Genomic DNA, 23704 nt, shown 5'->3' with positions numbered 1-23704 from the left:
TGGAACGACGTTCAGCCGGGGATGGTCGATCGGCGGCATGAAGCCGCCATCGAACGCATCCTCAGCTTTCAGCCCTGTGACAGGGCGAAGGCGAGCGTTGCGGTGGAGGTGAAGTCGATCGAGGGTTCCACACTCTGCCATGCGCCGACATCGTCGAGGAAACGGGCTTTGTGCCCGTCGAAATCGGTCCAGGGTGTACCGGGATCGGCGGAGCAAAGTTTCATGGTCGGGAAAGCGTTGAGTTCGTCGAGTTTGTCTGCGGCGTTCGGGCCGTTCACGACGGCGCCGCGCAGGATGTGGCCGTTGCCGTCGAGGCTGCCGGCGAGGTTGGCCACCTGGTGTTCGGGGCAGCGCGGGTAGACCTCGCCCGCACCGATGAGGAAGGTGCTGCCCCAGGAGTTCGCACCAAGGGCCCAACTGCGCTGTTGCGTACCGAAGGCGTCGTAATGGTGGTCACCGGTGGCTTTGCGGTACAGCTGTGCGGTGGTGACGAGGCCGAAAGTATGTGGCACCGAGTCGAAGTCGGTGTACACCGCCCCTGCTCGGAAGGGGTCTTCGGCGGCTCGGTTCATGCCGTCGTCCAACTGTCGGCGCAGGTCTTTTCTCAGGTTCTCACCGTTCTCGTTGCCTGCCTGCAGGAGTGTGAGGAGGTCGGCGTGGGCGAGCGCGCTGACGTCGGCGACGCCGAGGGTGCCTTTGGTGTCGGCGGAAATGTACTGTGCCGCCCAGTGGATGGCCTGCTGCTTCCAGTCGGCGGCGCGGGTGTCACCCAATGCTGTAGCGGCCAGGCTCATTTCGGTGGCGCCGAACTCCATGTCGTCTTGCCAGGAGTTCTCGGGGTAGAAGTTGTGCGGGAACGCGGTGATCAACGCGTCGCCGGGTTCGGTATTCGCCTTGGCGTAGACAGCAGCCGCTTTGCCCAGCCAGGATTTGGCGGCAGCGGGGTCGTCGTTGGCGCTGTTCTGCGCAGCGAGCGCGAAGACCGCGGCTACCCGCCCGGCCAGGTTGGGGCTGATCGGTGCGCCCGGCTCGTTGGCCCGCAACACCGGCCGGTTCTTGATCAGGTAGTCGGGGTCGCCTGGTTGCACGTTCAGGTCGTCGTCGGTCTCGGGTAGCCGCCAGATGTCGTGGTCGGTGTGGACGTTGTCGTTGCCCGCGCCGATGCCGACTTGGGCATAGAGGGTGCCGCTCTTGCCGTCCCACATCTTGTCCAACCAGGACACGCCATGGTCGACCTCCTGCGCCAGGCCCGCGGCGTGCGGCGCGATGCGCAGCGCCAGCAGGAGGTCGGCCGTGCTGTAGGCGGTGGTGTGGGTGAATTTCAGGAAGTCACCCGCGTCGAACCAACCGCCGGACACGTCGACGGGGCCGCCGATCGGGGTCAGCGCCGCGTCGAGCAGTTCGTTGCCTTCCTCGTTGTATCGGGGAGTGGCGTACACAGTGGCCCGGCGATCCGCCAGGTGTGCGGGCTTGCGGTGCAGCACATTCGGAAGCACGTCCGCGCCGTCGCGCTGGGCCTGGAAGAAACGGACGTTGTCCTCGATAAGGGGGGTGAGCAGCTGCGCGGCGGGCGCGATGCGGAACATCGGAGAGCTGCCCGACGCCGTGCCGGTGAGCTCGACGTGGTAATTGCCGGGAGTGTCGAGACCGGAGAGGTCCACGAGGTGGACTGCGGGGTACTTGCTGCTCCAACTGCCGGTGCGGGCGCCGACCCGGCCGGTGGTCACGGTGGTGCCGTGTTCGTCTACCACCCGGTAGCCGGCCCTACTCAGTTCCGAGCCCATGACGAAGGCTTGTTTGGCTTCTCCGACGGCGTAGCCGGCCTGGTTGACCCGGATCGCGGGCGGGCGGGTGCTCGACGGGCCTTCGTCGGCAGGACTGGTCCCGCCCGCAGGCAGCGTGCAGGCGGTGATCGCGAGGGTGAGAGCTGCCAGCAGAGTGGTGGAGCGCAGGCTCCAGGCGCGGCCGAGTCGGAAAGTGGACATGAGCAGCACCCTGCCCGGTGCTAGATGAGATGAAGATGAGGAAGGCTGTGCAGTTCAGCGGCTTGTGCGTGCGGGTAGCAGCAGCTGCGCCAACGCCCCGCCGCCGGGAGCCTGCGACATGCGGGCGGTGCCGCCATGCAGCTCGGCCACCCAAGCGACGATCGCCAGACCGGTGCCGGTGCTTGCGGCACCGGTGACGCGTCGCTCGAATATCCGGATCCGGTCGTTTGGGGGTACACCGGGACCGTGGTCGCGTACCTCGATCCGGGTGGCGGTGACCGTCACTTCGACCGCCGTGCCACCGCCGTGGCGTAGCGCGTTTTCCACGAGGTTTCGGACCGCTTGCGCCAGTAGCTCGGGATCCCCGTCGACGATGACGGGCTCGCTGGTGACGGTGACACCGGTGGGATCGGGTAGTTCCCGGATGGTCTGCTGGACCAGTTGGTCCAGGCGTAGCGGGGTGAGTTCGGCCGCCTGGGTCCCGGCTTCCACGCGGGCGCGGGCCAGCAACCCGGTGACGAGCCGGCCCAACCGGTCGACCAACCCCAATGCCTCGTCCAGTGCCGCGGGTGCGCGTTCCGGTGAGCCGCTGCCGTGCTCCACCACCAGGCGCAGGGTGGCCAGCGGTGTGCGCAGTTCGTGGGCTGCTTCGGCGAGGAACTGCTCCTGCTGCTCGAGTCCCTGTAAAGCGGGCCGCATCGCGCGTCCGCTCAGCAGGTGACCCACGGCGGCCGCCGCCAGTACGAGTGCCACGCAGCCAAGAGCCAGCCACTCGATCAGCCGTCGGTGGGCGGCCTGGCTGCGGGCCGGGTCGGCACCGACCAGCACGGTGGCGCCGATACTGTCCTGGTCCCAGACCGGGGCCGCGGCCCACCGATACTCGCTCCCATCGGCGGCTGCAGTGGTGACCAGGACCGTCTCCTGATCGTCTTGGACTTCCTGCCAGATCTCCTGGAGTGCCGCCTGCGCGGGGAGGGCCGCCGGGGACGGGTAAGCGGAGCGGATCTGCGGTCCAGAACTCGGGGATGCCTGCAGGATGGCGAGCATCTCGGCGCTGCGGGCGAGCTCGTCCTCGGGCAGTGAGTCCAGCCGCAGCGTGCCTTGTGCGTCATAGAACAAGGTGCGGGCCAGGCCGTCGGCGCGGTGACTGACCGCATTGTCGAGGTCGTTGGTGCGCGAATGGCTGTCGGTGCGCACGGCGATGGTGGCCAGCACCAGCAGACACAGTGCGGTCGTCGCCGCGAACAGCAGAGTCATCACCCACCGGGCGCGATGCAGCCGCGCGAGTGCGGGAGCCCGCGACGTCACTGGTCGGTGGCCGGGTCGGTGATGCGGTATCCCACGCCGCGCATCGTCACGATGAGCTCCGGTGGGCCCAGCTGGCGGCGCAGTTGCCCGATGAGGACATCGACGACGTTCGACAGTGGCTCGGTCTGTTCGTCCCAGCAGCTTTCAATGAGTTCACTGCGAGTGACCACCTCGCCCGCACGCATCATCAGCACCTCCAGGACCGCGAACTCCTTTGCGGTCAAAGCCAGCAGCACGCCGCCTCGCCGCACCCGGCGGCGTGGATGATCCAGCTCCAGGTCACCGACCCGCAACTGCGGTGGCCGAGCAGGTTGGCCGCGGCGGCACAGCGCGCGCACCCTGGCGTTGAGCTCGGCGAACGCGAACGGTTTGACGAGGTAGTCGTCCGCGCCGTGCTCGAAGCCGGTCACGCGGTCGGTGACCGCGTCCAATGCGGTGAGCAGCAGGACCGGGAGGGTGGATCCTGCGGTGCGCTGGGCGGCCAGCAGGGTCAGTGCGTCACCGTCGGGCAGCATGCGGTCCGCGATCAAGCAGTCGTAGGTGTTGACGGCGAGTTTGAAGTCGGCGTCGGCCAGATCGACCGCGACATCGACCGCGAAGCCCGCCTCACGCAGCCCTCGGGCGATTGCCGGGCCGAGCTCGGAGTCGTCCTCGAGGACCAGTAGGCGCATGAGGAGCGACGCTACTGGCCAGGTCGTCAGTTCAATCCTGACAGGGGGCTCATCCGAAAAGGGTGGTCAGACCGAGTTTCGGTCCGACCACCCTTTTGCTTTGGGCTGGAACGACGTTCAGTCCGGGACGTTGGCTCCATAGCCGAGATCGCGCAGCGCCTGCTTGATCTTGGCCTGGGCCTCGTCCATCGACTCGGGGCTCGGATCGGTGTCGGCACCGGAGATGTCGAAGTCGCCCATGGTGAAGGCGGGGAAGACGTGCACGTGCAGGTGCGGCACCTCCAGACCGGCGATCAGCAGACCAGCGCGCGGTGCGTCCCACGCGGCGCGCACGGCCTGGCCGATCTTCTGCGCGACGACGTTCAGGCGGGCGAAGGTGTCCGCGTCGACGTCCTGCCACTGATCGATCTCCTTGCGCGGCACCACGAGGGTGTGCCCAGGGGTGACCGGAGCGATGGTGAGGAAACCGACGAATTCGTCGTCCTCCCAAACGAATCGACCTGGAAGCTGACCGGCGATGATCGCGCTGAAGACAGAAGCCATGCCCCGCAGGCTACGCCGAGGTGAAATGCGACAGGATGCCCTGCACCTCATAGATGTCGACCTGTCGGTTGAACCGCTTCTGCAGCGGCTCGTTGCTGCCGGAGATCCAGAGGCAGAGCTCGGCGTCCAGGTCGAAGGTGCCCGCGGTCTCCACCGAGAAATGGGTGATCGCGCGGTAGAGGATGCTGTGATAGCTGACCTTGCGGCCGGTCACGCCCTGCTTGTCGACCAGGATCAGGCGCCGGTCGGTGAACAGGATGGCGTCGCGCACCAGCAGATACGCGGCGTAGATCTGTTCACCTTCCCCCATGAGTTTCGCGTACTCCTGTTGTGCCCGGCCGGGATCGATCCGCCCGGCATTGCCCATCAGTCCGTCGATCAGACCCATCGTGTGCACATCCTTCGCGCGGTGTGGGTGGCGTGGTCCGGCTGCGGTATGCCTGAACCATCCCTTTCCATCATCCATGTCGCGAGACCGATATTCGATGGTCGACCGCTGTTCATGAGTGAGCGCAGGCCGCCGGGGGCCTTCACCTAAGCTGTCTGCCGTGCGCGTACTCGTCATCGGTTCCGGAGCCCGTGAACATGCCCTCGTCCTTGCGCTGCGCCGCGACCCCTCGGTCAGCGCGATCGTCGCCGCGCCGGGCAACGCGGGTATCGCGCAGCACGCGACGACCCGGCCGGTGGATCCGTGCGCCGCGGCTGCGGTGGTCGCGCTGGCCACCGAGTCGGCGGCCGATCTGGTGGTGATCGGGCCCGAGGTGCCGCTGGTGCTCGGCGTCGCCGACGCGGTGCGCGCGGCCGGATTCGCCTGCTTCGGACCGTCCGCCGCGGCCGCGCGGATCGAGGGCTCGAAGGCCTTCGCCAAGGACGTGATGGCGGCGGCGGGGGTGCGCACCGCGCACAGCGAGATCGTGGACACCCCGGCCGACCTCGATGCCGCGCTGAGCCGGTTCGGGCCGACCTGGGTGGTGAAGGACGACGGCCTCGCCGCCGGCAAGGGTGTGGTTGTCACCGCCGACCGTTCCGCGGCCCGCGATCACGGCGCCGAACTGCTGGAGCAGGGACACCCGGTGCTGCTGGAGTCGTTCCTGGACGGGCCGGAGGTTTCGCTGTTCTGCCTGGTCGACGGTGAGACGGTGGTGCCGCTGCTGCCCGCGCAGGATCACAAGCGGGTCGGCGACGGGGACACCGGCCCGAACACCGGCGGCATGGGCGCGTACACGCCGCTGCCATGGCTGTCCGACGAAGCGGTTACCGCCATCGTCGACGACGTGGTGAAACCCGTTGCGGCCGAATTGGTTCGCCGCGACAGCGCCTTTTCCGGGCTGCTCTACGCCGGTCTCGCGATGGGCGCCGCCGGACCGGCGGTCGTCGAATTCAATTGCCGCTTCGGCGATCCCGAAACCCAGGCCGTGCTCGCCCTGCTGGAAAGCCCGCTTGGCGAGCTGCTCAACGCGACCGCCACCGGCACGCTCGCCGAGGTGGATCCGCCGCGCTGGCGCGACGGCGCCGCGATCACCGTGGTGGTCGCCGCCGAGAACTACCCGGGCCGCCCGCGCATCGGCGACGTCATCACCGGCGCGGGCGACGGCGCCATCGACGACGCCGCCGCGGTGCTGCACGCCGGAACCGCGCTGCGCGAGGACGGTGCCCTGGTCTCGGCCGGTGGCCGCGTGCTCAATGTGGTCGGCGTCGGCGCCGATCTCGCCGAGGCCCGCGCGCATGCCTACGAGCGCATCACCTCGATCAAACTGCCGGGCAGCCACTACCGCACCGACATCGGCCTCGCCGCCGTCGAAGGCCGCATCGCCGTGCTTCCCCGCCTCTCCGCGAATTCAGGCCAGACTCAGGAGCCGTGACAGCGGCGTCGTGAAATCAGTCGCTGCGTCGGGCCAAGCACTAACCAACGGTGAGCCCGTGTAGGGCCAGCCACGGCTGCGGGTCGACGTGCTGGCCGCCGATGATGACCTCGAAGTGCAGGTGCGGGCCGGTGGAGTCGCCGCGGTTGCCGACGCGGGCGATCTGCATCCCGGCCGGGACGCGTTCGCCGCGGGAGACGAAGAAGTCGTACATGTGGCCGTACACGGTGATGGTGCCGTCGTCGTGGCGGATGCGCACCCAGAGCCCGAAGCCCTCGGCCGGGCCCGCGTCGATGACGGTGCCGTCGGCGACCGCGTAGATCGGGGTGCCGATCGGGGCCGCGATATCGATGCCAGCGTGGAAAGTGCCCCAGCGGGAACCGAATCCGGAGGTGAAGGTGCCGTGCGCGGGCAGGAAGAACCCGCCGATGCCGGGCAGGGTCGCGCCGGGCATCGGCGTCGCACCGCCGCCGCCCATCCACGGCTGCCATTGGCCCGCTGCCGCGGCGGCGGCCTCGGCCTTGGCGCGTTCCAGGGTGGCGCGCGCGGCGGCCGCGACGACGGCCTGTTCGCGCAGGCGTTCACCGTTGTCGATGGCGTTCAGTAACCGGCGCACCGACGACGGGGTCGACTGCACCTGCAGGGGATAGGCCACGGCGACGCGTTGCGCGTGCTCCTGGTCCGGGGTGCGATCGGTGATCGTGCCGGCGAGGGAGGCGTCGCCCGCGGCGAATACGGCGATCGCGACGAGCCAGGCAAGCAGCACCCGATGCTCGCGCAGCAGTGCGAGCAGCTTGTCGCGGTCGGGTCGCTTGTCCCACTTGGCGCGCAGCTCGGCGCGCCGCCGCCACAGGTCCCGCGGATCGGGCCGTCGTCGCAGCAGCTCCTTGACGTCGCGCCGATCGAGCAGGACCCGAGGGCCGCGCGCTGGTCGTTGCTGGAGCTTGGCACGCCAGTCCGGCGGAATGACCCCGATGCCACCCACTCCGCGTACCCGGTCGAGCCCAGCTCGTCGAGCATTCTCGAGCATCAAGCCGACCATAACCCCGGCGGCAGGGCAGCGCACGACCGGCGCCGGGCGGGTCGGGCCGAGCCTTGGTCGGTGGGGCACGACGCAAGCCGGGCGTTAGCGAGGTGTCGTCGTGCGACACCGTCTACCGTTTGACGGGTGTCCAGAGAATCTCGCCGGTCGACCATTCCACCTTTCTACGTGATGGATGTCTGGAAAGCTGCGGCGCAACGGGCCAGGAGCCACGGGGATGTGCTCGTGCTCGCCGCCGGTCAGCCGTCGACGCCGGCGCCCGCCCCGGTGTTGCGCGCGACCAAGGCCGCGATCGATTCCGAATTGCTCGGCTACACCGAAACTTTCGGCATCCTGCCGCTGCGCGAGGCGATCGCCGCGCACCACACCGAGACCTACGGCTACGCCGTAGACCCGGACGACGTTGTCGTCACGACCGGTTCGTCGGGCGCGTTCTCGCTGATCTTCCTTGCCGCCTTCGACCCGGGCGACACCGTGGTGGTGGCCCGCCCCGGCTATCCCGCCTACCGCAACACGCTCACCGCGCTCGGCTGCCGCGTGGTGGAACTGGATTGCGGCGCGGAAACCAGGTTCCAGCCGACGGTCGCCATGCTGGACGCGCTGCCCGAGGCACCGGCGGGGCTGGTCGTCGCGAGCCCGGCCAACCCGACCGGCACCATGATCGCCCCCGCCGAATTGGCCGCGCTGGCCCGCTGGTGCGACGCGCACGGCACGCTGCTCATCTCCGACGAGATCTATCACGGGATCACTTACGACAGTTCGGATACCGGAACGTCCTCGTCCTGGGAGACCTCCCGCGAATCGGTCGTCATCGGCTCGGTGTCCAAGTACTTCTCGATGACCGGCTGGCGGCTCGGCTGGATGCTCGCGCCCACCGGATTGCGTCCCGCCCTGCAGCGGCTCGCCTCCAATCTCACCGTTTGCCCGCCCGCGATCTCGCAGTACGCGGCGCTGCACGCGTTCGGCGCCGAGGCCAAGGCCGAGCTCGACGGGCACGTGCGCCGCTACGCGATCAACCGGCAACTGCTGCTCGACGGCCTGCCGAAGATCGGCATCACCGACCTGGCCCCGGCCGACGGCGCCTTCTACGCCTACGCCGATATCGGCCATCTCACCGGTGATGCGCGCAAGTGGTGTGCCGACGTACTCGACCACACCGGCGTCGCGCTCGCGCCTGGCATCGACTTCGATACCGTGCACGGAAATCGGACAGTTCGCTTCTCCTTCGCGGGCGCCACCGCCGACATCGAGCAGGCCCTGGTTCGTCTAGGGCACTATCTAGGTGTTTGATCGTCGTGTCCGGCAACAACTTTCCGCAGTTCGGCACCGTGGCCGCGCGGATACGGTAGAACATCGATGGTTGCTTTTCCTCGCTGATTTCCCCTGGAAGAACTGATGACGACTGGCACGATGGCACGGTGATCACCGCGACGACCCCGAAAGGCGAACGGCGTCGCCAGGCTTTGGTAGCTGCCGCCGCCGAGTTGTTGCTCGAAGGCGGGTTCGAGGCGGTGCGGCACCGTTCGGTCGCGACGCGCGCCGACCTTCCGTTGGCGTCGACCACCTACTACTTCGAATCGTTGGAAGATCTGATCGCGCGGGCGGTCGAGTTCAGCGGCAACGTCGAACTCGACGCGATGCGCCGCCGGGTCGGCGAGGTGAGTCACCGCCGCCGCGGCGCCGAGGCGACCGTCGATCTGGTGCTCGATCTGCTGGTCGGCGCCGACGGGCACTGGCACGACGAGGGCGCGCGCGGGCAGTTGATCGCCCGGTACGAGCGGTCGGTGGCGTCCGCGCGGCACCCCGAGTTACGCGAAGTGCAGCTGCGGCTCAGAGCTCAGCTCGATGAGCTGCTCGCCGATGTGCTGCGCCGCTCCGACCGATTGGTGCGTCCGGAACAACTGCGCAGGTTGGTCGCGGTGGTCGACGGCGCGGTGGTCGCGGCACTGACCGAAATGGAGCCCGAACCGCGCCGAATGGCCCGTGGCGCGCTGCTTGAGGTGATCGACATCGTCGCACCGGCGACGCCCCAGCAAGTGGATCGTTTCCGCGCATTAGACTGACGAGACGTGAGCGAGCGCAGCGAGGGAACCATAGACACAGTGCCCAGGGGCACGACGGAGCCGAGCGTCAGCGAGGTGGAGTCGTGAGCATTGTTCCGAACGTCCTCGCCACTCGATACGCCAGTCCCGAACTGGTTCAGCTGTGGTCGCCCGAGCACAAAATCGTGCTCGAGCGGCGGCTCTGGCTCGAGGTGTTGCGGGCGCAGTCGGAACTCGGCATCGAACTGCCCGCAGGCGTGCTCGACGATTACGAGCGGGTGATCGACCAGGTCGACCTGGCCTCGATCGCCGAGCGCGAGCGGGTCACCCGGCACGACGTCAAGGCGCGCATCGAGGAATTCAACGCGCTCGCCGGACACGAGCACGTGCACAAGGGCATGACCAGCCGCGACCTCACCGAAAACGTGGAGCAGCTGCAGATCCGGCTCTCGCTCGAGCATGTGCACGCGCACGGCGTCGCGATCGCGGCCAGGCTCACCGAGCGGGCCGCCGAATATCAGACGCTGGTGATGGCGGGGCGTTCGCACAATGTCGCCGCGCAGGCCACCACGCTCGGCAAGCGGTTCGCCTCCGCCGCCGACGAGCTGCTGATCGCGCTGACCAGGGTGCGTGAGCTGATCGACCGTTATCCGCTGCGCGGCATCAAGGGCCCGATGGGCACCGCACAGGACATGCTCGATCTGCTCGGCGGCGACCCGGCCAAGTTGTCGAAGCTGGAGCAGCAGGTTGCCAGGCATCTCGGCTTCGCGACCGTGCTCACCAGCGTCGGCCAGGTGTACCCGCGCTCGCTCGACCACGACGTGCTCTCCGCGCTGGTCCAGGTGGGCGCAGGCCCGTCGTCGTTCGCGCACACCATCCGGCTGATGGCCGGAAACGAGCTGGTCACCGAGGGCTTCCAGCCCGGCCAGGTGGGCAGCTCGGCGATGCCGCACAAGATGAACACCCGCTCGTGCGAGCGCGTCAACGGACTGCAGGTGGTGCTGCGCGGCTACGCCTCGATGGCCGCCGAGCTCGCCGGTGCGCAATGGAACGAGGGCGATGTCTTCTGCTCGGTGGTGCGCCGCGTCGCGCTGCCGGACGCCTTCTTCGCCATCGACGGCATGATGGAAACCTTCCTCACCGTGCTCGCCGAATTCGGCGCCTACCCCGCCGTCATCGCCCGCGAACTCGACCGCTACCTGCCCTTCCTCGCCACCACCCGCATCCTGATGGCCGCCGTCCGCGCCGGTGTCGGCCGCGAAACCGCGCACGAGGTCATCAAGGAACACGCGGTAGCCGTTGCCCTCGCGATGCGCGAACAAGGCCGCGAACCCGACCTCCTCGACCGCCTCGCCGCCGACCCCCGCCTCCCCCTCGACCGCGCCGCCCTCGACACCGCCCTGGCCGACAAGTCCGCCTTCATCGGCGCCGCCGAAGCCCAAGTCTCCGACGTCATAGCCGCCGTCCAAAAACTCGTCGACAAGAACCCAGCAGCCGCCAACTACACCCCCTCCCCAATCCTGTAGCGGGAGCAGCGGTTTCGCCGCGAATTCGCTAGCGTGGCCCAATTCTTGGCAGCCGTTCGAGGTGGGCCGGGAAGCTCCGGCTGGCGCGGAACCCGACTGCTGGACATCCATCCAGGAGCCGGGGCCACTTCCTCCGGCTACAGCCGGAAGCGAGGCGCGGAACCCGGCTTTCCACCGTCCGGTGACGAGCCGGGCCCACTTCTCCCAGCTAGTGCCAGGAGCTGTTGTCAGTATTGTCCTGTCGAAAGGGCTGGCGGTACCGGTTTTTCGACAGACGGTGCGGTCGGGCGGGTTAGGGTTTCGGCGTGAATCCGTACACGGTTTTTGGGGAGATCATTGCTGGGCGGGCGGCGGCCAGTCGGGTGTATGAGGACGATGATGTGGTGGCGTTCATGGATATTCGGCCGATGACGCCGGGGCATGTACTGGTGGTGCCGAAGGTGGTGGCGCGCAGTCTCGCGGAGTTGGATCCGGTGGTCGGCGGGAAGTTGTTTCAGGTGGGGCAGCGGTTGGCGGCGGCGTTGCGGGACAGTGAGGTGGGGTGTGATGGGGTGAATTTCTTTCTGGCCGATGGGGTGACGGCGGGGCAGGAGGTATTCCATGTGCATCTGCATGTGATTCCGCGGACGCCGGGGGATGGGTTCGGGTTGCGGGGGCGGCCGACGAGTCCGCAGCGGGCCGATCTGGATTATCTGGCCGGGTCGATTCGTGGTGCGTTGAGTAGCTGAGAGGTCAACTACCAGGTACGCACGGCCCCGTTTGCTGAGTGCACGCCAGAGATCTACATCACTTCCGCGATAACCCATGGTGAGCTACCTTTAAAAGCCGTTGTCATGCGGTGATGGAGGTGTGACCATGCGTCGAACACCAGTTGCTGTGACAGTGCTGACCTGCGCGCTCGGCTTGATCGGCCCGGCATCCATCGGGCCGGCGACGGCCTCGGCCGCGCAGATCGACCGCGTCGACATCCTGAGCCCGACGCGTGCCGCGGTATTCATCAACTCACCCGCCATGGGACGAACCGTCCAGGTGCAGGTGCTGCATCCGGCAGGCGGCGGCCAACGCCCCGCGTACTACCTGCTGGATGGTCTCGATCCCGGCACAACCCAGAGCACCTGGACCAACGCCACCGACGCGGAACGGTTCTTCGCTGGCGCGAACGTCAACGTCGTCCTGCCGGTCGGCGGCGAGGCCAGCTACTACACCGACTGGCAGCAGGACGATCCACAACTCGGCCACTACCGGTGGGAAACGTTCCTGACCGAGGAACTGCCACCGCTGATCAACGCCCGATTCAACGGCAGCGGCGTCAACGCGATCGGCGGCCTCTCGATGGGCGGCAACGCGGCCTTCATCCTGGCCGCCCGCAACCCATGGCTGTACCGCGCTGTCGCGGGCTACAGCGCCTGCCCCGACACCGGATTGGCGACGGGCGCGGTGATGTTCTCCATCGCCAACCGCGGTGGCAACCCGCTCAACATGTGGGGCGCCCCCGGCAGCCCGGCCTGGGCCGAGCACGATCCCGCGCAGCTGGCAGAACGCTTGCGCGGCAAGACTATCTACCTGTCCAGCGGCACCGGCATTCCCGGCCCGCACGAGACGGAGATCAAACCCCAACTGGCCGAGAACATCTTCCTCGGCGGCCCGGTGGAGGTCGGCGTCAACGTGTGCGTCGTCTCGTTCGAGCAGCGCCTGCGTGCCCTCGGCATCCCGGCCCGAATCGACTACAGCCCCACCGGAACTCACTCGTGGTCCTACTGGCAGGACGCGCTGCACGCATCTTGGCCGACCATCGCGTCGGCCATCGGCGCCTGAGTTCTATACGGGCACAGCGGCTTTCCTAGTCGCGTCCGCCGGCATTGAGCACGACGATCGCGATCTGCACCCGGTTTTCGGCATCGAGTTTGCTGAGCAGCCTGCTGGTATACGACTTCACCGTCGCGACACTCAGGTGCAGCTCCTTGGCGATATCGGAGTTGGATAGGCCGCGGCCGATGGCCTCGGCGATATCGCGTTCGCGCTCGGTCAGCGAGGTGAGGGCGGCGCGGGCCCGTTGGCGTGCGGTGTCGTCCTCGCTCGATCCGGCCGTGGCGACCGAGATCAGTTGCGCGGTAACGCTCGGCGAGAGCATCGGCCGGCCCGCCGCCACCTGTTTGACCGCGGCGACGATATCCGCGGGCGGGGTGTCCTTGAGCAGGAAACCGTGTGCCCCGATCCGCAGCGCCCGCAACACCATGTCGTCGGCGTCGAACGTGGTCAGCACCAGCACCCGGGGCGGGTCGGCCCGGCTCAGCAGTTCCCGGGTGGCGTCGAGCCCGTCGCGCACCGGCATCCGGATATCCATCAGCACGACATCGGGCGCCTGCTCGCGGACCACCGCGAGCGCCTGTTCGCCGTCGGCGGCCTCACCGACCAGCTCGAGCTCCGGATCGCCGCCGAGGATCAGCGTCAGCGCCGAGCGGGCCAGCGGCTCGTCGTCGACGACGACCACGCGGATCCGTGCGTTCATCTGTTGCTCTTCGCGATGAGCGCGGGCCACGGCAGCACGGCGCGCAGCCGGAAGCCGCCGGTCGCGTCGGGGCCGTAAGCCAGTGTGCCGCCGACGAGTTCGGCCCGTTCGGCGAGCCCGAGCAGGCCGTAGCCGGAGGACGGCAGTGCGAGCCCGAGGTGCCGCGGCGCGGAGTTGCCGACGTCGACGATCAAATCCTGGCCAGGCCCGCCGTCGATGCGCACCAGGACCGCGGCACCGGGAGAATGCTTGCGCGCGTTGGTCAGTCCCTCCTGGGCGATGCGATACGCCGTGCGCGCGCTGGTCGCCGGGAGGTCGGCCGTCGTGGTGTCGGTGATCGACACGTCCATGCCCGCCGAGCGGGCCTCGTCGACCAGGCGGGCGAGATCGGCGAGGGTGGGCTGCGGCGGTTCCGGGGTATCGGTGAGCGCGTCGTCGCTCGTGCGCAGCACGCCGAGCACCTCGCGCAACTCCTGCAACGCCAGATGTGCGTTCTCGGCAATGGTTTTCGCCGTCGAGGCGGTCTGCTCCCTGGTCAGGTCGGTGCGGAAGCCGAGCGCACCGGCGTGCATCGCGACCACCGAAATCCGGTGCGCCAGTACGTCATGCATCTCCCGCGCGATGCGGTGGCGTTCAAGCAGGCGCGCCTCGGCGGCTCTGGCGTGCTGTTCCCGCTCGGCGGTCTCGGCGCGAGAGCGCAACGACCACACCAGATCTCGCCGCGCGCCGACAGCGAAGCCGATCGCGACAACGGCGGCGATGCAGGCCGTGATCACCAACGGCTCATACCAATACGGTTGCAGGTCAGGGCGTTTCGGGTAGATCATGCTGTCGGTGATGAAGCCGGTCCCGATGCTGACCACCGCAAGCGAGATCGTCTCGGCGTAGCGCCGCCGGGTGGCCAGCGAACACAGCACCAGCGCCGCCGCGCCATTGGCGGTGACCGACGCGGTGGACGCCACCGTCACGATGGCAGCGACGGTCACCGGATACCGCCGCCGCAGCAGCGTGAGCAGCAGGCACGCGAGGCCGAGCAGTGGATCCCCGATCTGGAACCAGGCAAGCAACGCGCCGTCGATCGGCGCCATCTCCGACTGGGTGCTCGACCACGCCATCAGGCCGATGAGGGTGACCACCGTCAGCCGCCAGGCATGTGACCACGGCCGAAGCGGCGGCGCCGACGACAGAGGTGCGGTGGACATGACGCGACTGTAGGTGGCGCCAGCACGCCCGCGCATCGGCCTGCAGGGCGAATTCGGATCGACCAAAGGATGAGCCGTCCGTCGACCGATGGCCGATGTGCGATGACCTGCCTCGGGGCAACCATGGGATGCGTCGCCACCAGCCAACGGAGAAACGGAGCGTGTGATGGGCAAAAACGTTTGGGTCGGACTGCAGATCGTCGGCATGGTCTTGACGGTCGCGTCGGCCCAGGCCGTCATCCGACTGCTCATCGATCACCGCAAATCCCAGGTGTGGGGCCTGCTTGACTGGGTGCCGGGCGGCTGGGGCGGTCAACTCGCGGTGCTCGTCGTGATCGCCGCGGGCGGAGCCGTCCTCGCCGATCGCGCGAACAACAAGGTGAAGCTGCTCGAAGCCTGAACTACTGCGGGTAAACCCTGAGGCCGCGCCCGAGATTTCCTGCCGCGCACAGAAACATCGGCCGATGCTGTGCGCGGCAGGATAACTCGTGCGCATCGGGTCAGCGGGCCGGAACCTCGGCGGGCTGCCAGTGCGGGTAGTCGCTGTAGCCGTCGGCGGTGCGGCCGTAGAGCAGGTTTTCGCGGATCGCCGCGAGGGGAAGCTCGTTGGCGATGCGATGTACCAGGTCGGGGTTCGCGATGAAGGATCGGCCGAACGACACCAGGTCGGCGAGGCCCGCGCGCAGCACATCCTCAGCGGCCTCGACCGTTGTCGGCGCACGGTTTTCACCGACATTGGCGATGAGCGTGCCGCGCCAGCGTGGCCGAAGATCGGCTAGCGCCGAGTAGTTGTCGTTGTCGGTCAGGTGCAGGTAGGCGAGGCCGCGCCGGTCGAGTTCGGTGACAAGCGTGCGATAGAGCGGTGCCGGGTCGAGCTCGACCATATTGAACTGCGGGTTACCCGGCGACAGGCGGATGCCGGTGCGGTCAGCGCCGATCTCGGCCGCCACCGCGTCGACGACGGCCAACGGCAGGCGCAGCCGATTCTCGATCGACCCGCCGAATTCGTCGGTGCGCAGATTGGTGTTGTCGGCCAGGAACTGATGCACGAGATAGCTGTTGGCGCCGTGGATTTCGACGCCGTCGAAGCCGGCGGCGATGGCGTTGCGCGCCGCGACGGCGTGCTGCTCGACGAGTGCGTCGATGCCGGCGCGATCGAGCTCCGCCGGTGTGATCGGCTCACCCTTGCCGCCGTTGATCAGGTGCACATGATCGTCGTCGAGCACTGCGGACGGACCGGCGGGCCAGGAGCCGTCGACCCGGGCCAGCGGATGGCCTTTGCGGCCACCGTGCATCAGCTGCGCGAAGATGCGTCCCCCGTTCGCCTGCACGGCCTCGGTGACCCGCCGCCACGCCTCGACGTGGCGCTGCGTCTGCAACCCTGGCACCCACGCCTCGCTCTGTCCGGTCGAATGCGGCCAGATGCCCTCGGTCACGATGAGCCCGGCCGCCGCCCGCTGGGCGTAGTAGTCGGCGACATCGCTGGTCGGCGAGCCGTCGGGCAGCGAGCGCAGCCGGGTCATCGGCGACATGACGATCCGATTGGGCAGTGGGCGAACGGGATTGCGGTATTCGGTCAGCAGCAACATTCCTGTACCGTAAAACCTGACATCAATGTCAGGTCAAGGAGAGAGTGTGCGCATCGGTGAACTGGCCGAGCGGACCGGGGTCAGCGTCCGGTCGCTGCGGTACTACGAAACCAAGGGACTGCTCGGCTCGGAGCGGACCTCCGGCGGCCAGCGCGAGTACGCGGACTGGGCCGTCGACCGGGTCCGGCGCATTCAGGAGATGTTCGCCGCAGGCTTACACAGCGACACCATCGGCGAACTGCTGCCCTGCATCCACGACGTGGACGGCACGCCGAACGCGGCCGCCACTCCGTTCCTGGTGCGGAAGCTCACCGGGGAGCGCGAGCGGATCGAACAGGCCTTGCGTGACCTGGACCGCACCCGCGAGGTGCTGGACAGCGTCATCGAGGCCGCGTCCGGCGCAACGCGGCACAGCGCCGGATAGATCACGAATCCCGCACCGCGACAGCTCGAGCAGGGCGGTTGCCGGGTCCTGGCGGGACGGGCGAGGTCCGCGCCGCTACGGTGGAACCCATGGCTCTCGACAGCGGTACCGGAACGATCTCAGACCTCGACGGGGTGACGGCACCGATCGCCAAGACGGTGCCCACCGAACGCGTCCATCACGGCGACGTGTTCATCGACGAGTACGAGTGGCTGCGGGACAAGGAGAACCCCGAGGTCATCTCCCACCTCGAGGCGGAGAACGCCTACACCGAGGCGCAGACCGCGCACCTGGCCGACCTGCGTGACTCGATCTTCGACGAGATCAAGGGCCGCACCCAGGAGACGGACCTGTCCGTGCCGACCAGGATGGGCGACTACTGGTACTACTCGCGCAGCTTCGAGGGCAAGCAGTACGGCGTGCACTGCCGGTGTCCGATCGCGGCCGATGCCGAGGGCATCGATGCCTGGACCCCGCCGCAGCTGGAGGCAGGCACCGAGGTACCCGGCGAACAGATCCTGCTGGACAGCAACGTGGTCGCCGAGGGACACGACTTCTTCGCGCTCGGCGCGTTCTCGCTCAGCCACGACGGCAACCTGCTCGCCTACTCCGTAGACACCGTCGGTGACGAACGGTATGTGCTGCGCTTCAAGGACCTGCGCACCGGCGAGATGCTGTCCGACGCCATCGCGGAGACGGCGCCCGGCGCGACCTGGTCGCTGGACGGCACGCACGTCTTCTACCAAACCGTCGACGAGTCCTGGCGCCCCGACACCGTGTGGCGGCATCGGCTCGGCAGCCCGACGGTCACCGATGTGAAGGTGTTCCACGAGCCCGACGAGCGCTACTGGGTGAGCATCACCTCGACCCGCTCGGAGAAGTACCTGATGATCTGGGTCGGCTCCAAGATCACCACCGAGGGTTGGGTGCTCGACTCCGACGATCCAGAGGGCGAATTCCGGGTCATCCTGCCGCGCCGCGAGGGCGTCGAGTACTCGGCCGAGCACGCGGTGGTCGGCGGCGAGGACCGCTTCCTGATCCTGCACAACGACGTGGTGGACGGCGTGAAGGCGGAGAACTTCGTGCTCGCCGACGCACCGGTCGCCGATCCGTCGGACCTGACATTGCTGATCGAGCACCGCGACGACGTGCGGCTCGAGGATGTCGACGCCTACGCCGATCACCTGGTGCTCAGCTACCGGCGCGAGGCGCTGACCAGGGTCGCGGTCTGGCCGCTGACCGATAGCGGGTACGGCGAGCGGCGCGAGCTCGAATTCGATCTGGAACTCTTCGCGGTCGGCGCGGGCGCGAACCCGGAGTGGGCGCAGCCGACCCTGCGCATCGGCCTGACCTCGTTCATCACGCCGGTGCAGGTGTTCGATTACGTGCCAGCCACCGGCGACCTGCTGTTGCGCAAGGAGCAGCCGGTGCTCGGCGGGTACGACGCCAACGAGTATGAGCAGCACCGGGATTGGGCGATCGCCGAGGACGGCACCCGCATTCCGATCTCGCTGGTGTGGAAGAAGGGTCTCACGGTGGACTCGCCGAAGCCCTTGCTGCTCTACGGTTACGGCTCCTACGAGGCGAGCATGGATCCCTCCTTCTCCGTCTCGCGGCTGTCGCTGCTTGATCGCGGCATGGTGTTCGCGGTCGCGCACGTGCGCGGCGGCGGCGAGATGGGTCGCCTCTGGTACGAGCACGGCAAGACGCTCACCAAGAAGAACACCTTCACCGATTTCGTCTCGTGCGCACGGCATTTGATCGATACCGGCAAGACCGTGGCGGATCGGCTGATCGCCGACGGTGGTAGCGCGGGTGGCCTGCTGATGGGCGCGGTGGCGAACCTGGCCCCGGAGCTGTTCACGGGCATTCTGGCGAATGTTCCGTTCGTCGATCCGCTCACCTCGATCCTTGATCCGTCGCTGCCGCTGACCGTCATCGAATGGGACGAGTGGGGTAACCCGTTGGCGGACAAGGACGTCTACGACTACATGAAGTCCTACGCCCCCTACGAGAACGTCGAGGCCAAGGACTACCCGGCCATTCTGGCCATCACCAGCCTCAACGACACCCGTGTGCTGTATGTCGAACCCGCCAAGTGGGTCGCGAAACTCCGCGCCACCAAGACCGGCGACGCGCAGCTGCTGCTGAAGACCGAGATGAGCGCGGGCCATGGCGGCGTCAGCGGTCGGTATGAGAAGTGGAAGGAAGTCGCCTTCGAGTACGCCTGGGTGCTGGATCGGGTGGGTCTGGCCGACGCATAGTCCGGTGACGGGAGGCCGGTTCCGTGCACCGGCCCCTTCCTCCTGCGTCGCCTACCGCATCGGGATTTCGGGCGAGAACGTGTGTCACGGTGTTCGTCGCCCGGTCATCCCACCTGCACGCCAAGTACATCTGCCCCTGGCACCGTATATTCATGAACGCTGAGCTGGTCGTATCCGTTTCTGGGATCAGGGACACCACTCGGGACGCGGCGATCGAGTTCGCCGCCGAGATGGATCAGCGCGGGGTGCCGCTGTCACTGCTCGTGGCGCCCCGATTGAAGGGCAAATACAAGCTGGTCGAGGATCCCGCGACGCAGGCGTGGTTGCGCGGCCGCCGGGCCCGCGGCGACGCGATCGTGCTGCACGGCTACGACCAGGCGGCGACCAAGCGCCGCAGGGCCGAATTCGCCACGCTGCCAAGGCATGAGGCGCGACTGCGGCTCACCGCGGCGGACCGGGTGATGGAGCGGGTCGAGTTGCGCACCCGGCTGTTCGCCGCGCCGCGCTGGGACGTCTCCGCCGGTGCCATCGAGGCGCTGCCCGACGTCGGCTTCCGGGTCGCACTCGGCCTCACCTCGATCCTCGACCTGGAACGCAATGTGGCACAGAAGGTTCGGGTGTACGGCATCGGCGAGGGCTTCCGCGCCGAACCGTGGTGGTGCCGGGCCCTGGTGATGGGTGCGGCACGGACCGCGCGCCGCGGCGGCATGCTGCGCCTCGCGGTATCGGCCGCACAGCTGGAACGTTCCGGCCCGCGCCAGGCCATGCTCGACGCCGTCGACCTTGCCCTGTTCCACGGCGCTACCGGCGCCGTCTACCGCTGGGAGCCGCCCGCCATCGCGCGGGCCGCCTGAAAAAGACGCCGCGGCGTGGTGTGGTCGGGCATCGCGGCTCCGTGGTTATCGGTAACGCCGAGCGTGCCGATCGGCGCCGCCGCTCGTAAATGGCGTAAATCGGGCGGCGGCGCTCCAGGTCGCACAGGCGCGATCAAGCAGGATCGATCTTCTTGTTCGGTACCGCCGCCGTCGCGGTGTGCGTGAAGCCGCCGGCCTCCTGCCGGGTGAGCGGGGTCGAAAACGGATGCTGCGCCAGCTGTTTCACGCACCGCTCGAAGTCGGCCAGCAGTAGCTCGGCCATATCGACGGTGAAGCCGTGCCGGATCACCGCGCGCATGATCGTCTCGTCCTCCCGGTCCGCGGGCAGCGGATAAGCCGCGATCAGCCAGCCCCTGCTGCGCAAGCGATCCGACAGGTCGTACAGGTTGAATCCGGGATCACCGGTCAGCCGCCACGCCACCGCGGTGATGCCACGGTGCGGATCGCCGTCGTGCAGCATCTCGAATATCCCGAACTCGCGCAGGCCCGTCGCCAGCCGCCCGGCCGCGCGGTAGATGGCCGACTGCACGCGGGTGTATCCGATGTGACCGAGCCGAATGAACTCGTAGTACTGCGTGATCGCCTGCCCGCCCGGCCGCGAGAAGTTGAGGTTGAAGGTGCCGACGCTGCCGCCGAGGTAGTCGACGTCGAAGATCAGCTCGGCGGGCAGGTCGGCCGCCTCGCGCCAGATCGCCCAGCCGACGCCGAGCGGCGCGAGCCCCGTCTTGTGGCCGGAGGCGTTGATCGACTTCACCCGAGGCAGCCGGAAATCCCATACCAGCTCGGGCGCGGTGAACGGGGCGAGGAAGCCGCCGCTTGCCGCGTCGACGTGGATCGGGATATCCAAGCCGCTTGTTTCCTGCAGCTGGTCGAGGGTGCTGCTGATTCCGGCGACGTCCTCGAAGAGTCCGGTGAAGGTCTGCCCGAATGTCGCGACCACCATGATGGTTCGCTCGTCGCAGTAGGCGGCCACGTCGTCCGGGTGCATGGTCAGTCGGTCGCCGCGCAGCGGAATCTGACGGATCTCGACGTCGAAGTAGCGCGCGAACTTCTCCCAGCACACCTGGACCGGCCCGCACACGAAATTGGGTGTGCCGGTGCCGCCGCGCTGCCGCCAGCGGAACTTGGCCGCCAGCCCACCGAGCATCGCGGCCTCGCTCGATCCGGTGGTCGAGGTGCCCTGCGTCGCGGCCGGATCGGGGCAGTGCCACAGGTCGGCGATCATCCGGACGCAGCGGCGCTCCAACTCGGCGGTCTGCGGGTATTCGTCCTTGTCGACGACGTTCTTGTCCAGCGACTCGATCATCACCTTGCGGGCCTGCTCGTCCACCCAGGTGCTGCAGAAGGTGGCCAGATTCATCCGGGAGACGCCGTCGAGCATGAGTTCGTCGTGCACGATCTCATAGGCGACCTCGGCGAACAGGCCGTGCTGCGGGAAACCGGCTTTGGGGGCGGCCCGGCTCATGCCAGGCATGGCGAACAGGTCGTCGGAGTCTGCGCTGTGTGACATCGGATGGCCTCCGGAGAGTCGGCTCGCGTGCTGGTACCGAACTGCGGTCACCCAACACAATCACACGTGGCCGGTCGAGTAGTCGATGCCGTCGCCGGAAGTCGGGCGACACGGACTGCTCGGTCGACTACATTTCAACCTTTGTACCGGTCGGTTCGTGTCAGAGTGGGGGCAGCGGCGCTGTCGGCCGCCGCGGCCCGGACCGTCTCGGCATCCGGGGCGCGACACGGAGCGCGACGACACGAAGAAGTGAGGCGCTGGCAATGACCGACGATTCCCGCACCGCCGAGCTGCGCGCGAAGGTAGCCGCGCTCATGCCGCAGGCGAAAACCGATCTGACGCAGCTTGTTTCGTTCAAGTCGGTGGCCGATCCGCGCCAGTTCCCGCCGGAGGAATGCGACCGCGCCGCGCACTGGGTCGCCGACGCCTTTGTCGCGGCGGGGCTGACCAGGGTCGGGCTGCACGAAACGCCGGACGGCAGCAAGGCCGTCATCGCCGCCCGGCCCGCGCCGCCCGGTGCGCCGACGGTGCTGCTGTACTGCCACTACGACGTGCAGCCGCCGCTGGACAGCGCGGCATGGCGCACTCCGGTCTGGGAACTGACCGAGAAGAACGGCCGCTGGTACGGCCGAGGCAGCGCTGACTGCAAGGGCAATATCGTGATGCACCTGACCGCGTTGCGCGCGCTTGGTCCCGACCTGCCGCTCGGCGTCATGCTGGTCGCCGAGGGTTCCGAGGAGCAGGGCACCGGCGGGCTGGAGCGTTTCGTCGAGGCCAACCCCGACCTGTTGCGGGCCGACGCGATCCTGATCGGCGACTGCGGAAACTTCGCCGCGGGCGTTCCGACGCTGACGGAAACGTTGCGCGGCAGCGTGAATGTTGTCATTACCGTCCGAACTCTCACCGGCCCTTTGCATTCCGGCATGTTCGGCGGACCGGCACCGGACGCGCTCGCCGCGCTGATCCACGTGCTCGCCACGCTGCGCGACGAGCACGGCAACACCACGGTGGCCGGTCTGCCGAATGATCAGCGCTGGTCCGGCGTGCAGTACCCGGAGGATCAGTTCCGCATCGACGCCGGCGTGCTGCGCGGGGTCGAGCTGGTCGGTGACGGCACCATCGCCGACATGCTCTGGGCGCGACCGGCTTTGACGGTGCTCGGGATCGACGCCCCGCCGGTCGTCGGCTCGGCCGGTGCCATCCAGCCGTCGGCGCGCGCCAGGCTCAATCTGCGCATCCCGCCCGGCACCGACCCGGATCAGGCGCACAAGGCGCTCGTCGCGCACCTCGAGGCGAACACCCCGTGGAACGCCGAACTCACCATCGAACTCGAGGGCAGCGGCGCGCCGTTCCGCTCCGGCAACGGCGGCCCGGCCCGCGAGGCGATGGAGGCGGCGCTGGCGGCCTCCTACGGCCGCGCCGCAACCACGCAGGGGCAGGGCGGATCGATCCCGCTGTGCAACGTCTTCGCCGACACCTACCCGGAGGCCGAGATCATGCTGATCGGGGTCGAGGAGCCGACGTGTCTGATCCACGCGCCCAACGAGAGCGTCGACCCGTCCGAAATCGAGCACATGGCACTGGCCGAGGCGCTGTTCCTGCTGAACTACGCCGACCAGCCCGGGTAGCCGCGAGCTAGAACTCGCGCTGGTCCTCCGGCTCCACCACGGTGAATTCGGTGTCGGCAGGACCCATTTCGGCCAACCTGCCGAAGTAGATGCCCTGTGCCGCCTGCTCGATGATGCCGTAGTGGATGGGCAGCGCGGTGCGCGGCGCGACCGCGCGCAGGTAGTCGACGGCCTCGCTGAGCTTCATCCACGGCGCGGCCGCCGGGAGTGCGAGCACGCCGACCGGCACCGGCGGCACCCACAGCGAGTCACCGGGATGCACGAGCTGGGCCGGATCGTCCGGGGTGCCAAGCTGGAACACGGTGTTGTCGACGACCGGAATCTCCGGGTGGATCACCGCGTGCCTGCCGCCGCCCCCGGTGATCCGCAGGTCGCCGAGCTCGAGCACGTTGCCTGCGTGCACCGCCTCCCACCGTTCGCCGCGCTGGTGCGCGGTCTGCGGATCGGAAAGCAGCCGGGCGCCGGGATTGGCGTCGACCAGTGCCTCGATCCGGTTCGGATCGATGTGGTCCGGATGCTGATGGGTGATCGCGATGACGTCCAGATCGGTGAGCCCCTCGAAGCCGTGCGAGAAGGTGCCCGGATCGAACAGCACCTTCTTTCCGTGTAGCTCGACGAGCAGACAGGAGTGGCCGAAGTGAGCTATGCGCATCCCGCCATGCTATTGCCCGATCGGGAGCAGGGCACCCGCGGCGATTTTGGCCGACCCCGAGGATGCCGCGGG

General features: G+C 68.2%; 22 protein-coding genes. 11 read left to right on the top strand and 11 right to left on the bottom strand.

Annotation, left to right across the window (positions count from 1 at the left end):
• Nucleotides 1–68 precede the first annotated feature (68 nt).
• The 5 genes from OG203_RS22055 to OG203_RS22035 form a co-directional block, all read right to left on the bottom strand.
• Nucleotides 69–1985: a glycoside hydrolase family 9 protein gene (locus OG203_RS22055; protein WP_405167501.1), complete on the bottom strand. Its 1917-nt coding sequence runs from the start codon at nt 1983–1985 to the stop codon at nt 69–71.
• 54 nt (nt 1986–2039) lie between these two features.
• The gene (locus OG203_RS22050) at nt 2040–3242 is read right to left on the bottom strand and encodes a sensor histidine kinase (RefSeq protein WP_405167500.1); all 1203 of its coding nucleotides are present in this window, start codon (nt 3240–3242) and stop codon (nt 2040–2042) included.
• A 47-nt stretch (nt 3243–3289) separates the two neighbouring features.
• Nucleotides 3290–3964: a winged helix-turn-helix domain-containing protein gene (locus tag OG203_RS22045; protein WP_405167499.1), complete on the bottom strand. Its 675-nt coding sequence runs from the start codon at nt 3962–3964 to the stop codon at nt 3290–3292.
• Between the two features lie 117 nt (nt 3965–4081).
• Complete coding sequence (locus tag OG203_RS22040) at nt 4082–4507, bottom strand: HIT family protein (protein ID WP_405167498.1); 426 nt, start codon at nt 4505–4507, stop codon at nt 4082–4084.
• A 10-nt stretch (nt 4508–4517) separates the two neighbouring features.
• Nucleotides 4518–4895: a PH domain-containing protein gene (locus OG203_RS22035; protein ID WP_405167497.1), complete on the bottom strand. Its 378-nt coding sequence runs from the start codon at nt 4893–4895 to the stop codon at nt 4518–4520.
• A 160-nt stretch (nt 4896–5055) separates the two neighbouring features.
• On the opposite strand from OG203_RS22035, the gene purD reads away from it, so the two are divergent.
• A complete protein-coding gene (purD, locus tag OG203_RS22030) occupies nt 5056–6369 on the top strand; it encodes a phosphoribosylamine--glycine ligase (protein ID WP_405167496.1) in 1314 nt (437 codons plus the stop codon).
• A 40-nt stretch (nt 6370–6409) separates the two neighbouring features.
• On the opposite strand, the gene OG203_RS22025 is transcribed toward purD, so the two are convergent.
• Entirely contained in the window at nt 6410–7399 is a 990-nt protein-coding gene (locus OG203_RS22025; RefSeq protein WP_405167495.1) for a M23 family metallopeptidase, read from the bottom strand.
• 138 nt (nt 7400–7537) lie between these two features.
• Here OG203_RS22025 and OG203_RS22020 point away from each other — a divergent pair, with 138 nt between their 5' ends.
• From OG203_RS22020 to OG203_RS22000, 5 genes are all read left to right on the top strand, one after another.
• Nucleotides 7538–8701, top strand: coding sequence for a pyridoxal phosphate-dependent aminotransferase (locus tag OG203_RS22020; RefSeq protein WP_405167494.1), 1164 nt, complete (start codon nt 7538–7540; stop codon nt 8699–8701).
• 128 nt (nt 8702–8829) lie between these two features.
• Entirely contained in the window at nt 8830–9474 is a 645-nt protein-coding gene (locus tag OG203_RS22015) for a TetR/AcrR family transcriptional regulator (RefSeq protein WP_405167493.1), read from the top strand.
• An 83-nt stretch (nt 9475–9557) separates the two neighbouring features.
• Nucleotides 9558–10979 carry an adenylosuccinate lyase gene (gene purB / locus OG203_RS22010; protein ID WP_405167492.1) on the top strand — a complete coding sequence of 474 codons (1422 nt, stop codon included), beginning with the start codon at nt 9558–9560 and terminating at the stop codon, nt 10977–10979.
• A gap of 305 nt (nt 10980–11284) precedes the next feature.
• Nucleotides 11285–11707, top strand: a complete 423-nt coding sequence (locus OG203_RS22005; RefSeq protein WP_405167491.1) for an HIT family protein — start codon at nt 11285–11287, stop codon at nt 11705–11707.
• Between the two features lie 127 nt (nt 11708–11834).
• A complete protein-coding gene (locus tag OG203_RS22000; protein WP_405167490.1) occupies nt 11835–12794 on the top strand; it encodes an alpha/beta hydrolase in 960 nt (319 codons plus the stop codon).
• Between the two features lie 25 nt (nt 12795–12819).
• Here the strand turns inward: OG203_RS22000 and OG203_RS21995 are convergent, their stop codons facing one another.
• The gene (locus tag OG203_RS21995) at nt 12820–13488 is read right to left on the bottom strand and encodes a response regulator (protein WP_405167489.1); all 669 of its coding nucleotides are present in this window, start codon (nt 13486–13488) and stop codon (nt 12820–12822) included.
• Nucleotides 13485–14690 (bottom strand): sensor histidine kinase, encoded by a 1206-nt coding sequence (locus tag OG203_RS21990; protein WP_405167488.1) that lies wholly within the window; start codon nt 14688–14690, stop codon nt 13485–13487. Before OG203_RS21990 ends, OG203_RS21995 begins: the two co-directional genes overlap by 4 nt.
• 166 nt (nt 14691–14856) lie before the next feature.
• Between OG203_RS21990 and OG203_RS21985 the strand changes: the two genes are divergently transcribed.
• Nucleotides 14857–15090: a hypothetical protein gene (locus tag OG203_RS21985; protein ID WP_405167487.1), complete on the top strand. Its 234-nt coding sequence runs from the start codon at nt 14857–14859 to the stop codon at nt 15088–15090.
• A gap of 100 nt (nt 15091–15190) precedes the next feature.
• Here OG203_RS21985 and OG203_RS21980 read toward each other — a convergent pair whose 3' ends face one another.
• Nucleotides 15191–16279 (bottom strand): alkene reductase, encoded by a 1089-nt coding sequence (locus OG203_RS21980; protein ID WP_405167486.1) that lies wholly within the window; start codon nt 16277–16279, stop codon nt 15191–15193.
• A gap of 46 nt (nt 16280–16325) precedes the next feature.
• Here OG203_RS21980 and OG203_RS21975 point away from each other — a divergent pair, with 46 nt between their 5' ends.
• From OG203_RS21975 to OG203_RS21965, 3 genes are all read left to right on the top strand, one after another.
• Entirely contained in the window at nt 16326–16703 is a 378-nt protein-coding gene (locus tag OG203_RS21975) for a MerR family transcriptional regulator (RefSeq protein ID WP_405167485.1), read from the top strand.
• 89 nt (nt 16704–16792) lie between these two features.
• Entirely contained in the window at nt 16793–18967 is a 2175-nt protein-coding gene (locus OG203_RS21970; RefSeq protein WP_405167484.1) for a S9 family peptidase, read from the top strand.
• 152 nt (nt 18968–19119) lie between these two features.
• Nucleotides 19120–19821 carry a DUF2334 domain-containing protein gene (locus OG203_RS21965; RefSeq protein ID WP_405167483.1) on the top strand — a complete coding sequence of 234 codons (702 nt, stop codon included), beginning with the start codon at nt 19120–19122 and terminating at the stop codon, nt 19819–19821.
• Between the two features lie 133 nt (nt 19822–19954).
• Here the strand turns inward: OG203_RS21965 and OG203_RS21960 are convergent, their stop codons facing one another.
• Nucleotides 19955–21352, bottom strand: a complete 1398-nt coding sequence (locus OG203_RS21960; protein WP_405167482.1) for a glutamate decarboxylase — start codon at nt 21350–21352, stop codon at nt 19955–19957.
• Between the two features lie 263 nt (nt 21353–21615).
• Between OG203_RS21960 and OG203_RS21955 the strand changes: the two genes are divergently transcribed.
• Nucleotides 21616–22980, top strand: coding sequence for a dipeptidase (locus OG203_RS21955; RefSeq protein WP_405167481.1), 1365 nt, complete (start codon nt 21616–21618; stop codon nt 22978–22980).
• Nucleotides 22981–22987: 7 nt separating this feature from the next.
• Here OG203_RS21955 and OG203_RS21950 read toward each other — a convergent pair whose 3' ends face one another.
• Nucleotides 22988–23632, bottom strand: coding sequence for an MBL fold metallo-hydrolase (locus OG203_RS21950; protein WP_405167480.1), 645 nt, complete (start codon nt 23630–23632; stop codon nt 22988–22990).
• Nucleotides 23633–23704 lie beyond the last annotated feature (72 nt).

The sequence above is a fragment of the Nocardia sp. NBC_01499 genome (assembly GCF_045040275.1).
GTDB lineage: Bacteria > Actinomycetota > Actinomycetes > Mycobacteriales > Mycobacteriaceae > Nocardia.
The sequence above is the reverse complement of the archived record's forward strand: the minus strand, read 5'-3'. Positions and strand labels throughout refer to the sequence as shown.

Bases quoted from the DNA above. Each gene is read 5' to 3' on its own strand.
- OG203_RS22055 (WP_405167501.1), bottom strand. From the start codon at position 1,985: ATGTCCACTTTCCGACTCGGCCGCGCCTGGAGCCTGCGCTCCACCACT.
- OG203_RS22050 (WP_405167500.1), bottom strand. From the start codon at position 3,242: ATGACTCTGCTGTTCGCGGCGACGACCGCACTGTGTCTGCTGGTGCTG.
- OG203_RS22045 (WP_405167499.1), bottom strand. From the start codon at position 3,964: ATGCGCCTACTGGTCCTCGAGGACGACTCCGAGCTCGGCCCGGCAATC.
- OG203_RS22040 (WP_405167498.1), bottom strand. From the start codon at position 4,507: ATGGCTTCTGTCTTCAGCGCGATCATCGCCGGTCAGCTTCCAGGTCGA.
- OG203_RS22035 (WP_405167497.1), bottom strand. From the start codon at position 4,895: ATGGGTCTGATCGACGGACTGATGGGCAATGCCGGGCGGATCGATCCC.
- OG203_RS22025 (WP_405167495.1), bottom strand. From the start codon at position 7,399: ATGCTCGAGAATGCTCGACGAGCTGGGCTCGACCGGGTACGCGGAGTG.
- OG203_RS22000 (WP_405167490.1), top strand. From the start codon at position 11,835: ATGCGTCGAACACCAGTTGCTGTGACAGTGCTGACCTGCGCGCTCGGC.
- OG203_RS21995 (WP_405167489.1), bottom strand. From the start codon at position 13,488: ATGAACGCACGGATCCGCGTGGTCGTCGTCGACGACGAGCCGCTGGCC.
- OG203_RS21990 (WP_405167488.1), bottom strand. From the start codon at position 14,690: ATGTCCACCGCACCTCTGTCGTCGGCGCCGCCGCTTCGGCCGTGGTCA.
- OG203_RS21985 (WP_405167487.1), top strand. From the start codon at position 14,857: ATGGGCAAAAACGTTTGGGTCGGACTGCAGATCGTCGGCATGGTCTTG.
- OG203_RS21980 (WP_405167486.1), bottom strand. From the start codon at position 16,279: ATGTTGCTGCTGACCGAATACCGCAATCCCGTTCGCCCACTGCCCAAT.
- OG203_RS21970 (WP_405167484.1), top strand. From the start codon at position 16,793: ATGGCTCTCGACAGCGGTACCGGAACGATCTCAGACCTCGACGGGGTG.
- OG203_RS21965 (WP_405167483.1), top strand. From the start codon at position 19,120: ATGAACGCTGAGCTGGTCGTATCCGTTTCTGGGATCAGGGACACCACT.
- OG203_RS21960 (WP_405167482.1), bottom strand. From the start codon at position 21,352: ATGTCACACAGCGCAGACTCCGACGACCTGTTCGCCATGCCTGGCATG.
- OG203_RS21955 (WP_405167481.1), top strand. From the start codon at position 21,616: ATGACCGACGATTCCCGCACCGCCGAGCTGCGCGCGAAGGTAGCCGCG.
- OG203_RS21950 (WP_405167480.1), bottom strand. From the start codon at position 23,632: ATGCGCATAGCTCACTTCGGCCACTCCTGTCTGCTCGTCGAGCTACAC.